The organism is Aneurinibacillus uraniidurans (genome assembly GCF_028471905.1).
Taxonomy (GTDB): Bacteria; Bacillota; Bacilli; order Aneurinibacillales; family Aneurinibacillaceae; genus Aneurinibacillus; species Aneurinibacillus uraniidurans.
This window is the reverse complement of sequence record NZ_CP116902.1, coordinates 2,711,813-2,724,010: the sequence shown is the minus strand read 5'-3', so window position 1 is coordinate 2,724,010 and position 12,198 is coordinate 2,711,813. Positions and strand designations below refer to the sequence as shown.

Annotated in this window: 10 protein-coding genes and 1 pseudogene; all 11 read left to right on the top strand. The window is 49.9% G+C overall.

The genetic code is table 11. The annotated features are described in order from the left end of the window. The first annotated feature begins 108 nt into the window (after positions 1-108). The 11 genes and pseudogenes from PO771_RS13550 to PO771_RS13500 all read left to right on the top strand — a co-directional run bounded on the left by PO771_RS13550 (position 109) and on the right by PO771_RS13500 (position 12,113). Positions 109-1,479, top strand: coding sequence for an MATE family efflux transporter (locus PO771_RS13550; RefSeq protein WP_272560228.1), 1,371 nt, complete (start codon positions 109-111; stop codon positions 1,477-1,479). A 43-nt stretch (positions 1,480-1,522) separates the two neighbouring features. Further along, on the top strand, positions 1,523-1,903 hold the full coding sequence (locus tag PO771_RS13545; protein ID WP_272560227.1) for a rhodanese-like domain-containing protein: 381 nt from the start codon (positions 1,523-1,525) through the stop codon (positions 1,901-1,903). A gap of 81 nt (positions 1,904-1,984) precedes the next feature. Continuing rightward, positions 1,985-3,046, top strand: a complete 1,062-nt coding sequence (gene steA / locus PO771_RS13540) for a putative cytokinetic ring protein SteA (protein ID WP_272560226.1) — start codon at positions 1,985-1,987, stop codon at positions 3,044-3,046. Further along, complete coding sequence (locus PO771_RS13535) at positions 3,043-3,726, top strand: glycosyltransferase family 2 protein (RefSeq protein ID WP_272560225.1); 684 nt, start codon at positions 3,043-3,045, stop codon at positions 3,724-3,726. The genes steA and PO771_RS13535 overlap by 4 nt, the downstream gene beginning before the upstream one ends. Beyond that, positions 3,723-4,541: a hypothetical protein gene (locus tag PO771_RS13530; protein WP_272560224.1), complete on the top strand. Its 819-nt coding sequence runs from the start codon at positions 3,723-3,725 to the stop codon at positions 4,539-4,541. Before PO771_RS13535 ends, PO771_RS13530 begins: the two co-directional genes overlap by 4 nt. Positions 4,542-4,630: 89 nt before the next feature. Beyond that, positions 4,631-6,010 (top strand): annotated as a pseudogene (locus tag PO771_RS13525) (sigma-54 interaction domain-containing protein); the annotation flags it as partial. Between the two features lie 187 nt (positions 6,011-6,197). Beyond that, a complete protein-coding gene (bcd, locus tag PO771_RS13520; protein ID WP_272560223.1) occupies positions 6,198-7,301 on the top strand; it encodes a branched-chain amino acid dehydrogenase in 1,104 nt (367 codons plus the stop codon). 20 nt (positions 7,302-7,321) lie between these two features. Next, complete coding sequence (gene lpdA, locus PO771_RS13515; protein WP_272560222.1) at positions 7,322-8,743, top strand: dihydrolipoyl dehydrogenase; 1,422 nt, start codon at positions 7,322-7,324, stop codon at positions 8,741-8,743. A gap of 18 nt (positions 8,744-8,761) precedes the next feature. Then, positions 8,762-9,754 (top strand): thiamine pyrophosphate-dependent dehydrogenase E1 component subunit alpha, encoded by a 993-nt coding sequence (locus PO771_RS13510; protein ID WP_272560221.1) that lies wholly within the window; start codon positions 8,762-8,764, stop codon positions 9,752-9,754. 13 nt (positions 9,755-9,767) lie between these two features. After that, entirely contained in the window at positions 9,768-10,751 is a 984-nt protein-coding gene (locus PO771_RS13505; RefSeq protein ID WP_272560220.1) for an alpha-ketoacid dehydrogenase subunit beta, read from the top strand. Between the two features lie 15 nt (positions 10,752-10,766). Continuing rightward, positions 10,767-12,113 carry a dihydrolipoamide acetyltransferase family protein gene (locus tag PO771_RS13500; RefSeq protein ID WP_272560219.1) on the top strand — a complete coding sequence of 449 codons (1,347 nt, stop codon included), beginning with the start codon at positions 10,767-10,769 and terminating at the stop codon, positions 12,111-12,113. Positions 12,114-12,198: the final 85 nt, after the last annotated feature.

Here is a 12,198-nt window from a genome sequence, read left to right as displayed (position 1 = left end):
TCGGGCTTTAAAGGAGGGTAAACAAGTTTGAGGTTATGAGTATATGCCAGTTATGTTATAATGAAATCTTGCTATTCATTCTCAATAAAACGGTGGAGACTTTACATAATGAAACAAACGTATTCTACACGAGAGCGGCTGCGCCAGTTTATCATTCTTTTGCTGCCGATCCTCGTGACACAGCTTGGGATTTTCTCGATGAGTTTTTTTGATACGGTAATGTCTGGTCATGCCAGTGCAAATGATCTCGCTGGTGTAGCGATTGGAGTGAATCTTTGGATGCCGCTTTTTACGGGCATTAATGGGGTGCTATTGGCTATCACGCCGATCGTTGCCCATCTAATGGGAGCCGGGCGTAAAGAAAAGGTAGCATCGACGGTGATACAGGGAGTATATTTATCGGTTGCTATTACAGCACTCGTCATTGTAGCCGGGGTGTTTGTGGTTACGCCATTGCTTGATGCGATGAAGCTTGAGCCTGTCGTCCATGATATTGCCGGACGGTACTTGATTGGGATTTCGTTCGGCATTCTCCCTCTTTTGATGTATACGGTGCTGCGTTCATTTATGGATGCGCTTGGACAGACGCGGATTACGATGTTGATTACACTTGTATCGCTTCCGATTAATGTGGCACTTAATTATGTGTTGATTTATGGCAAGCTTGGCTTTCCGCGCCTGGGCGGTGTGGGGACTGGCTATGCAACAGCGGTAACCGAATGGGTCATTTTTTTGCTTGCACTATACGTTGTTCGGCGTCTGCCTCAGTTCGCATCTTATGAGGTGGGGAAACGATTATACCGTGTATCTGTGTCAGCCTGGGTGGAGCAGCTGAAGCTCGGTTTGCCGATTGGGTTTGCGATTTTTTTTGAAGTTAGTATTTTCTCGGCGGTTACGCTGCTGATGAGTCGATTTGGTACCATCACAATTGCGGCGCATCAGGCGGCGATTAATTTTGCCTCCTTTTTGTATATGGTACCGATGAGCATTGCGTCCGCTCTGACAATTGTAGTTGGATTCGAGGTAGGGGCGAAGCGGTATCAGGATGCGCGTTCGTATAGCCGACTGGGGCTTACGTTTGCGGTTGGAATGGCATTTGTCTGTGCGCTCGGCATTTGGTTGTTTAACCGGCAGGTCGCAGCGTTGTATACAACAGATGCGGCTGTTTTCGTACTCGCCCAGCAGTTTCTGATGTACGCAATTTTCTTCCAGCTATCAGATGCGCTGGCTACACCGATTCAAGGAGTGCTGCGCGGCTATAAGGATGTTACGGTGCCGTCTGTCATTGCTTTTGCAGCGTACTGGGTCATCGGCTTACCGCTCGGCTATGCGTTGGCGAACTATACGGATTTGCAGGCGTTCGGATACTGGATTGGATTGATTGTCGGGCTGACATGCGGCGCTTCTTGTTTCTTGCTTCGCCTTCGCTTTATTCAGCGGCGGGAGGCAACACGTATTGCAACAAATGAAAACGTATAGTACGATACCTTTATAGGTATTTTGGAAAAGGAGAGACAGAGATATGGATTGGTTAAGCTTAGCGCTGCTTGTACTTCTACTTGGCTTTTTCGTCTATCGGATGCTGCCGCCGCGTGGTGTAAAAAAAATCACGGCAGACGAACTAAGTGAAGCCTTGAAAAATCCGAAAGGCAAGCAGTTCATCGACGTGCGTGAGGTCGATGAATATCGTCAAGGTCATATTCAGCAAGCCCGCAATATTCCGCTTATGCAGGTGAAATCAGCAGTGGGCGGCATTCAAAAAGACAAGGATACGTACCTGATTTGTGAGACCGGGGTGCGCAGTGCACAGGCCGCGCGTATTCTTAAAAAGCACGGGGTACAGAATTTATACAACCTGTCAGGCGGGATGAAGCGCTGGACAGGAAAAGTGATAAAAAAATAAGGTTGATATGAATGAGTCGCGATGTGCGGCTCATTTTTTTTGTCCGGTTGTACATACTAGGGAAAAAAGGAGATGATCCGTATGTTGACCCGCCTGATGCGGCATAAATATACTGCTCGTGGTCCGGTTCGGTGCGGAAATATAACCAAGCGCATGTTGCCACACATTCAGCCGGGCGATATTGCGGTCATTGCCCATGCCGGAATTGATGAACTGGCGGCCCAAAGTTTAATTGAGCGCAAGGTGCGGGCAGTTGTAAATTGCGAGCCGTCTCTTGTGCATACGGGAGAAGGAGCTCGCCTGCTGATTGAACAGGGAGTTCCGCTGTATGATTGTCTGGAACGACCTGACTTATATCAATCCCTTGTAAGTGGGGAGTATGTTGTGATTGAAGATTGCCGTCTGCTCCGTCACCGGGAACGTACCTTACTTGCCCGCTTGCATCCTGTGACACATGAACAGTGGCAGGCTGTACGATATGACACGGTGAGACAGGCTCAGGAACGGATGATGCATTTTATAGATAATACACTCTGGTATGCGGCCCATGAAAAACAGGAGTTGCTGCACCCGCTGCCGACTCTTCCGCTTCGTACACCGCTTGCTGGTCGGCATGCGGTTATTGTTGTGCGCGGGCGTACGTATCGGGAAGACCTGCGTGCGCTTGTTCCCTACATTCGAACGTATCGTCCTGTACTGATCGGAGTGGATGGTGGGGCCGATGCATTGCTAGCAGAAGGATTTCGACCGGATATTGTGCTAGGAGATATGGACAGTGTAAGCGATGAAGCGCTTAAGGTTGCTACAGATCGAATTGTTCATGCGTATGTAGATGGGCGGGCGCCTGGTATTGCCCGCATCCAGGAGCTTGGGCTCATGGCGCATGTGCTTCCGTCATTTGGAACGAGTGAAGATGCGGCACTTTTGTATGCCTATGAACAGCATGCGTCCCTCTTAGTAGCGGTTGGAACACATGCAAGTATGGCGGACTGTATTGCGAAAGGAAGGGCTGGCATGGGAAGTACATGGCTTGTACGAATGAAGGTTGGGGATCGACTGGTTGACGCTAAAGGAATGAGTCATATTTATCCGGTTAAAGCTCGTAGTCTGACCCTGCCGCACTGGCTGGTAAAGTGGAGATGATGAAGAGAGAGGTTACGATTATTGTTCCGGCTTATAATGAAGCGGCTTACATCAGGCATACTCTTGAGGCGTTGCGAAACATCCCGGCATTGGAGGGGGCACATCTGATTGTCGTAGATGATGGGAGTACAGACCGTACCGCTATTATTGCCGATGAATATGCGGATACGGTGATCCGACTTACAGAAAACAAGGGCAAGGGACAGGCATTATGTTATGGGATTGCAGCGGCAAATAACAGTGATGTGTACATGTTTATTGATGCGGACACAGGTGGTACAGCTGTTTATGCGGCAAAGCTTCTAACCCGCTTTGAAAATAGTTGTGCCGATATGATAATTGGCAGCCTTCCTAAGCCGCAGCGGGGTGGCTTTGGCCTGGTGAAGTGGTTAGCCTGTCGGGAGATTTATCGGATGACAGGTCAGTACATTACTCAGCCTTTATCCGGGCAGCGCGCCCTTTCTCAGCGTGCTATCGAAGCTGTGCGTGACTGGAACTGTGGATTTGGGATTGAAGCGGCTATGACAATTGATGTGCTGCGGGCTGGACTTGTCGTTGAAGAGCTGATGCTGCCGTTTTGTCATCGGGAACTTGGTAAAACATGGTCAGGTTTCAGGCATCGAGGTCGGCAGTATACAGCCATTCGGCGCATTTTACAATCGAAGCGAGCAAAGGCATGATGATGATAAGGGAAGTCATAGTCGCTACAGGAGTGGGCTGGCTATGGGGCATAGTTGCAATGGTTGGTGTCCGGTTTTTATTTCGAGTATGTGGCTGGACAGCGTTGAATTACCGGGGAAATAAGATTCCGCTCGGGTATGGTTTGCTGTTTGTGCCTCTGTTTCTGAGTATGGGAGTTTGGCTAGCGACAGCGCAGCAGACAGTCGGACTTGCAGTTGGGGTGCTAGCAGGGGCAGGGATGGGCCTGGCTGGCTGGGTTGATGATCGCTTCGGAGCAAATGGACCGAAAGGACTGCGAGATCATGTCTGTGCTATAAGGAATGGAGTGGTCACAACGGGAATGGTGAAAGCGCTGGCTGCATGTTGTTTGGCATTGCTGGCGGCTCGTGTGCGATCTGTCTCTTGGCCGGAGATGGCAGTCGATGTCTTGCTTATTATGTTGGCAACGAATCTTATTAATTTATTGGATCTCCGTCCGGGGCGAGCGCTGAAAGGAAGTGGGTTGCTCTTTATGATCGCAGCAGTTGGCACGCTTCCGTTAGAAGGCGTGCTTGTATGGGCATGTGTAATGGGCTGTATGGCAGCGGTCGCCCGGGATGATCTCCGTGGGTGGGCTATGCTTGGCGATACAGGAGCGAATGCACTCGGTTTTCTAGGTGGCGTATTCTGTATGTATAGTCTTGGGTTATTGATAAAAGTTGGTTTGCTCGTGCTGTTCGGCGCTCTGCATCTGTATGCGGAGCGGTTTTCTATTACAGCTTATATTGAACGAAATCGGCTGTTGCGCAGGCTCGATGAGTGGGGGAGAAACTGAGGAAGCATTGCCTCGATGCAGGAAGTTTGATTAAATGAAAGGAGAGTCTGCAAGTTTTTTCAGAGTGGGGGGATTCGGTGGAAAACTTGATGGAAGATGCCAAAAGTATGTTACAGGCTATCATTCATTCATCGAATGATGCAATCTCCGTTGTAGATGCCGATGGAAATGGGTTAATCATTAATCCGGCGTATACACGTTTGACAGGACTAACGGAGAAAGATGTGATCGGTAAACCGGCTGATGTGGATATTTCGGAAGGGGAAAGCATGCATATGCAAGTGCTGCGAACCGGGAAGGCGGTACGTGGTGTCCCGATCAAAGTTGGGCCGCGTAAGAAAGATGTCATTGTTAATGTCGCCCCGATTATTGTGGATGGTGTGCTTAAGGGAAGTGTGGGTGTCATTCATGATATATCTGATATGAAGAAGGCGACCGAGGAACTAGAACGGGTAAAGCGGCTTGTACGAACATTGCGAGCACGGTACACGTTTGCTGATATTGTCGGACGAAGCGACGAGATGCAGATTGCGGTGGAGCAAGGGTGTAAGGCGGCGGAAACCCCGGTTACGGTGCTGTTGCGCGGGGAGTCAGGCACAGGGAAGGAATTATTCGCGCATGCGATTCATAATGAAAGCAGTCGTAAATATAATGAATTTGTCCGTGTGAACTGTGCAGCAATCCCGGAATCGCTTCTTGAGAGTGAATTATTCGGCTATGAAGAAGGGGCATTTACTGGGGCGAAGCGTGGGGGAAAGAAAGGGCTTTTTGAAGAAGCGAGCGGCGGCACGATTTTTCTAGATGAGATTGGTGAGTTATCGATGAGCATGCAGGCGAAGCTGTTGCGGGTGTTACAGGAGAAAGAAATCGTTCGCATCGGTGGGACCAAAGCGATTGCTGTTAATGTTCGTATAATTGCGGCCACTCATGTCAATCTGGAACAGGCGATTCAAAAGGGAACGTTTCGGGAAGATTTGTATTACCGCATAAATGTATTGCCGATACGTATTCCCCCGCTTCGTGACCGACTGCTGGACCTGCCAGAGTTAACGGGACATTTGATTCAGAAATATAATGAAGAGTATGGACGCAATGTGCAGGAGGTAGCGCCTGCTGCACTGGAGCAGTTAGGTCGGTACAATTGGCCTGGTAATGTACGGGAACTAGAGAATGTAATTAGCCGTTCCATGATTAACATGCGGTTTCAGGAAACGATTATTCAGCCGTATCATGTACCGGAGTTAGCAGGTATTTCTGGGAATGCTGGAGGAGAAGGAATACATCTCTTATCTACAAATCACATGCTACCAGCAGAAGAAAAAACATTGAATCAGCAGATCGAAGAAGTAGAAGCGGAAATTATTCGTCGTGCTCTGCGTAAGCGAGACGGCAATAAAACAGCGACAGCTCGTGATCTCGGTTTATCGGTTCGTAATTTATACTATAAAATTGAAAAATACGGATTATAGCAAAGAATTGCCTGCATATTTTTGCAGGGTGCGCATGTTTTTGCAGAGAGACATGCGCAAAATCAGTGTATTTTGTAAGCGCTTTCCGATGTGGGTGTTTGGCATGCATATTGCATTAAACAAATTGTGTAGAAGATACTCTCTATTCTTAATTGGGAAGAGTAACCCACATCAGGAGGAAAACACCATGAACATTTTTTCATACATGGAAAACTATGATTATGAACAGCTTGTTTTTTGCCAGGACGCAAACTCTGGATTGAAAGCAATTATTGCCATTCATGACACAACACTTGGTCCAGCACTTGGTGGTACGCGTATGTGGACATACGCCTCCGAATCGGAAGCAATTGAAGATGCACTGCGCTTAGCGCGCGGCATGACATACAAGGCAGCAGGTGCAGGCCTGAATCTCGGTGGAGGTAAAGCGGTTATCATCGGCAATCCGCGCACCGACAAAAATCCGGAAATGTTTCGTGCATTTGGTCGTTATATCCAGGGATTGAATGGTCGCTATATTACAGCCGAGGATGTAGGAACAACGGTGGCCGATATGGACCTGATTCATCTCGAAACAGATTATGTAACCGGTGTATCTCCGGCATTTGGCAGCAGCGGCAATCCGTCCCCGGTTACAGCATATGGTGTGTATCGAGGAATGAAGGCAGCAGCTAAAGCGGCGTTTGGTACAGACGACTTAAGCGGTAAAACTATTGCCGTCCAGGGCGTGGGAAATGTAGCGTATAATTTATGCCGCCATCTGCATGAAGAAGGTGCACATCTGATTGTTACGGACATTAATAAAGATAACGTACAGCGTGCGGTCGACGATTTTGGAGCGAAAGCGGTTGATCCGGGTGACATTTACAGCCAGACGTGCGACATCTTTTCCCCGTGTGCGCTTGGAGCCATCATTAATGATGAAACCATTCCACAGCTTACAGCACGCGTCGTGGCAGGTGCAGCTAACAATCAATTGAAAGAAGACCGTCATGGAGATATTTTGCAGGAGAGAGGCATTGTGTATGCACCTGACTATATCATTAATGCGGGCGGCCTGATCAATGTGGCGGATGAGCTTGAAGGCTACAACCGGGACCGCGCAATGAAAAAGGTAGAAACGATTTATGGAAACATTCAGGCGGTTATTGAGATTTCCAAACGGGACGGCATTCCAACATATAAAGCGGCGGACCGCATGTGTGAAGAGCGCATCGCTCGTGTCCAGCGCTCCCGCAGCACATTCCTGCGCGATGGCAAGCATGCTTTATCCCGTATCCATCATAAATAAAGTAATGGAGGAACGTGAACATGTCGAACGAGTATGATGTAGTCGTTCTCGGCGGGGGCACAGGCGGTTATGTAGCCGCGATCCGCGCCGCTCAACTCGGAATGAAAACAGCAATAGTCGAAAAAGATAAGCTCGGTGGAACATGCCTGCATCGTGGCTGTATTCCAAGTAAGGCGCTGCTGCGCAGTGCTGAGGTATACCATACGCTTAAAAATGGAGCTGAATACGGAGTTGAAACCGGCGAGATCGGGGTTAACTTCACTCGCATGCAGGAGCGAAAGCAGGGTATTGTTGACCAGCTTCATAAAGGTGTTCAGCATCTAATGAAGCAGGGGAAAATCGATGTGTATCACGGAACAGGCCGCATTATGGGGCCGTCTATTTTCTCGCCGCAGGCAGGAGCGATCAATATCGAATACCCGGATGGCAACGCAGAAATTTTGCTGCCGAAGTTCGTGCTCATTGCGACCGGTTCCCGTCCTCGTTCGCTGCCAGGTCTTGCGGTTGATGGAGAGTTCGTACTGACGAGCGACGAAGCGCTCGCGATGACAGAATTACCGAAGTCGATGCTCATTATCGGCGGTGGAGTGATTGGCATTGAGTGGGCGTCCTTGCTGAATGATCTCGGTGTGGATGTGCACGTTGTGGAATATGCGAACCGCATTTTACCGCTTGAAGATGAAGCGATTAGCAAAGAAATGGAGCGTCTACTGAAAAAGCGGAAAATTAAGGTGCATACGAGTGCTCGCGTGCTGGCGGATACGTTTGCCAGCACGGATGACGGTGTGACCATTCAGGCAGAACAGAATGGCTCCACAGTGACATTTGAGGCAGAGAAAATTCTCGTCTCGGTTGGACGTCAGGCGAACATTGAAGATATCGGATTGAACAATGTAGAAGCGAAAGTGGAACACGGCGTCATTCAAGTCAACAGCATGTATCAGACAGGAGAAGCGCATATTTACGCGATTGGCGATGTGATCGGCGGTCTGCAGCTTGCACACGTTGCGTCACACGAAGGAATTGTCGCAGTAGAACATATGGCGGGGCAAAATCCGCATGCGATTGATTATACAATGGTTCCGAAATGCACATACAGCCGTCCAGAGGTGGCGAATGTCGGCCTGACGGAAACGGAAGCGAAAGACAAAGGGCATAACGTAAAAACAGGGACGTTCCATTTCCGTGCCATTGGAAAGGCGCTCGTATACGGGGAGCCGGACGGATTCGTCAAAATTGTTGCAGATGCGGACACAAATGATGTGCTCGGTGTGCATATGATCGGACCGCATGTGACCGATCTGATCGCAGAAGGAGCGCTTGCCCGCGTACTTGACGCTACCCCGTGGGAGATCGGACATACGATTCACCCACACCCAACATTGTCGGAAATTATGGGCGAGGCAGCACTTGCTGTCGACGGCAAAGCGATTCATTCATAAGCAGGGAGGGACCTTACGATGGCACAACTTCGTCACCAGGAAGCCGGGTTAACGGATAAGCAAGTACTTGATATGTATTACTACATGCTACTCGCGCGTAAAGTAGATGAGCGCATGTGGTTGTTGAATCGGGCAGGTAAAATTCCGTTTGTAATCTCCTGCCAGGGACAGGAGGCAGCACAAATTGGGGCTGCGTTCGCGTTTGATCCGCAGAAAGACTATGCGTGCCCGTACTATCGCGATATGGGTCTTGTGCTCGTATTCGGTCAGACAGCACGTGACATGATGCTGTCCGCGTTTGCGAAGGCAGAAGATCCGAACAGCGGTGGACGACAAATGCCGGGACATTTCGGCGGTCGCAAGCATAACATTCTCACAGGATCAAGCCCGGTAACGACCCAGGTACCGCATGCGGTTGGTCTGGCGCTTGCAGGACGGATGGAAGGCAAGGACCTGGCGGTGTTTACATCGTTTGGCGAAGGCTCCAGCAATCAGGGGGATTTCCATGAAGGAGCGAACTTTGCCGGTGTGCATAAATTACCTGTTATTTTCTTCTGCGAAAACAATAAGTATGCGATTTCGGTTCCGATCACGAAGCAGCTTGCCTGCAACAGTGTAGCTGACCGGGCACTTGGCTACGGTTTCCCGGGCATCTCAGTGGACGGAAACGACCCGATTGAAGTATATAAAGCAACGAAAGAAGCAGTAGACCGTGCACGTCGTGGCGAAGGAGCGACGCTCATCGAGGCGGTAACATACCGTCTGGTGCCGCACTCTAGTGATGACGACGATCGTGCATATCGCTCGCGTGAAGAAGTGGAAGACGCGAAGAAGAAAGATCCGCTGCTTCGTTTTGCAAGCTATCTCCGTGAAGTCGGTCTGCTTGATGACGCAACCGAGAAGGAAATAGGCGAACGGGTAGCGCACGAAGTAGATGAAGCGACAGAATACGCGGAGAACGCACCGTATCCGGCACCGGAAGACACGCTGCGTCACGTATACGCGGAATAAGGGGGAAGCGAAAATGGCAGTTATTTCATACATCGATGCGGTCACCCAGGCGCTGCGCGAGGAAATGCAGCGCGACCCGAAAGTATTCGTGCTTGGCGAGGATGTCGGCGTTCGTGGCGGTGTATTCCGTGCAACGAGCGGCTTATATGAAGAGTTCGGTGAGCAGCGTGTTATTGATACACCGCTTGCAGAGTCAGCGATTGCCGGTGTGGCGATTGGAGCTGCCGCATACGGCATGCGTCCGGTTGCTGAAATGCAATTTGCCGATTTTATCATGCCAGCGTTCAATCAGATTATAAGCGAGGCAGCGAAAATGCGCTATCGCTCGAATAACGACTGGCACTGTCCGCTCGTGATCCGTGCTCCGTATGGTGGGGGTGTACACGGTGCGTTGTATCACTCCCAGAGCGTGGAAGCGTTGTTTACAAGCACGCCGGGCCTGAAAGTGGTTGCACCGTCCACACCGTATGATGTGAAGGGTATGCTGAAAGCAGCGATTCGCGATGAGGATCCGGTTCTATTCTTTGAACATAAGCGCTGCTACCGGTTGATTAAAGGCGAAGTGCCAGAAACCGATTATGTAGTTCCGCTCGGCAAGTCCGATGTTAAACGAGAAGGAACGGATATTACCGTAATCAGCTACGGGCTGACGCTCCACTTTGCATTGCAGGCAGCCGAGAAGCTGGCGGAAGAAGGAATTAGCGCTCATATTCTGGACCTGCGCACGTTGTACCCGCTTGACGTGGAAGGCATTGTGGAAGCCGCGAAGAAAACAGGTAAGGTACTCATTATTCATGAAGATAACAAATCCGGCGGTGTCGGTGGGGAAGTGGCGGCTGTAATTGCGGAGCACTGCCTGTTTGACCTTGATGCACCAATTCAGCGACTAGCAGGACCTGATGTGCCAGCGATGCCGTACAGCCCGCCGATGGAAAAATTCTTTATGCTAAACCCGGACAAAGTAGCCGCCGCGATGCGCGAGCTGGCAGCATTCTAGGAAGGAGTGGGTGTAATGGCAACAGAAGTACTCATGCCCCAACTTGGGGAATCCGTAACAGAAGGCACAATCGCCCGCTGGCTCGTGAAACCGGGTGATTACGTAAAAAAATACGAACCGCTTTGTGAAGTGACAACTGATAAAGTAAACGCGGAAGTTCCTTCGACTGTAGAAGGAAAAGTGACGCAGCTTGTCGCCGAAGAAGGCGATACACTCGCAGTTGGCGCGCTCATCTGCTATATCGAGGTGGAAGGGGACGCTCCAGCGCCAGAAGTAAAACCACAGGCGACAACGCCAGCAGCACAGCTAGCACCTGCTCCATCTGTGCCGCAGCAGGCAGCAGGTGCTCCTGCAGCAGCTAAAGCCTCGGGTAAACGTTATTCTCCAGCTGTTATGCGACTTGCGCAGGAACACGGAATTGACCTGAATCAAGTAAATGGAACCGGAAGTGAAGGACGTATTACGCGCAAGGATGTGCTCGCCTTCATCGAAAATGGTGGGACAGCCGCCGCTCCGGGAACGGTTGCAGCATCCCCGCAGATTGCGGCCCAGACCGCAGAAGAAGAGATGCCATCTGTTCAAACAATAGCTGTGTCCGCTCCGCCAGTCGCACAGCCATCTGCTCCAGTATCCCGCCCGCAGCCTGTATCTGTGCCGTCGTATCCAGGTGATACACAAATTCCAGTTACGCCGGTACGCCGTGCGATTGCGAATCGGATGACGCAGAGCAAGCATGAGGCACCGCACGCCTGGACGATGATGGAAGTCGATATGACGAATCTGGTGAAGCTGCGCAATCGTATCAAAGGAGAATTCAAGGCGAAAGAAGGCTTCAACATTACGTTCCTGCCATTCTTTATTAAGGCCGTTGTTGAGTCGATCAAGGAGTACCCGGTCATGAATTCAGTATGGGCGGGTGACCATATCGTTCTCCGTAAAAACATTAACATCTCGATTGCCGTAGCAACAGATGATGCGTTGTACGTTCCCGTTATAAAAGATGCGGATCAGAAGAGTATTTATGGAATTGCTCGTGCAGTCGATGAACTAGCAGCAAAAACTCGTGCCGGAAAGCTGACTCCAGATGACATGGCAGGCGGTACTTTTACGGTAAACAATACCGGATCATTTGGCTCGGTACTTTCTGCACCGATCATCAACCATCCGCAGGCAGCCATTGTCAGTATCGAATCGATTGTAAAGCGTCCGGTTGTTATTGATGATATGATTGCGATTCGTGATATGGCCAATATATGCCTGTCGCTTGATCATCGCGTATTAGATGGCCTTGTTTGTGGACGATTCTTACAAAGTGTGAAGCAGAAACTTGAAGCATACAGTTTAGATACAAGTATATACTAAGGATAAACACAAAAAAGCGGGCGAAAATGCCCGCTTTTTTCCTGAAGAAAAATTGTCGAAATAAGAAGGATTTTGCGGACGGGAA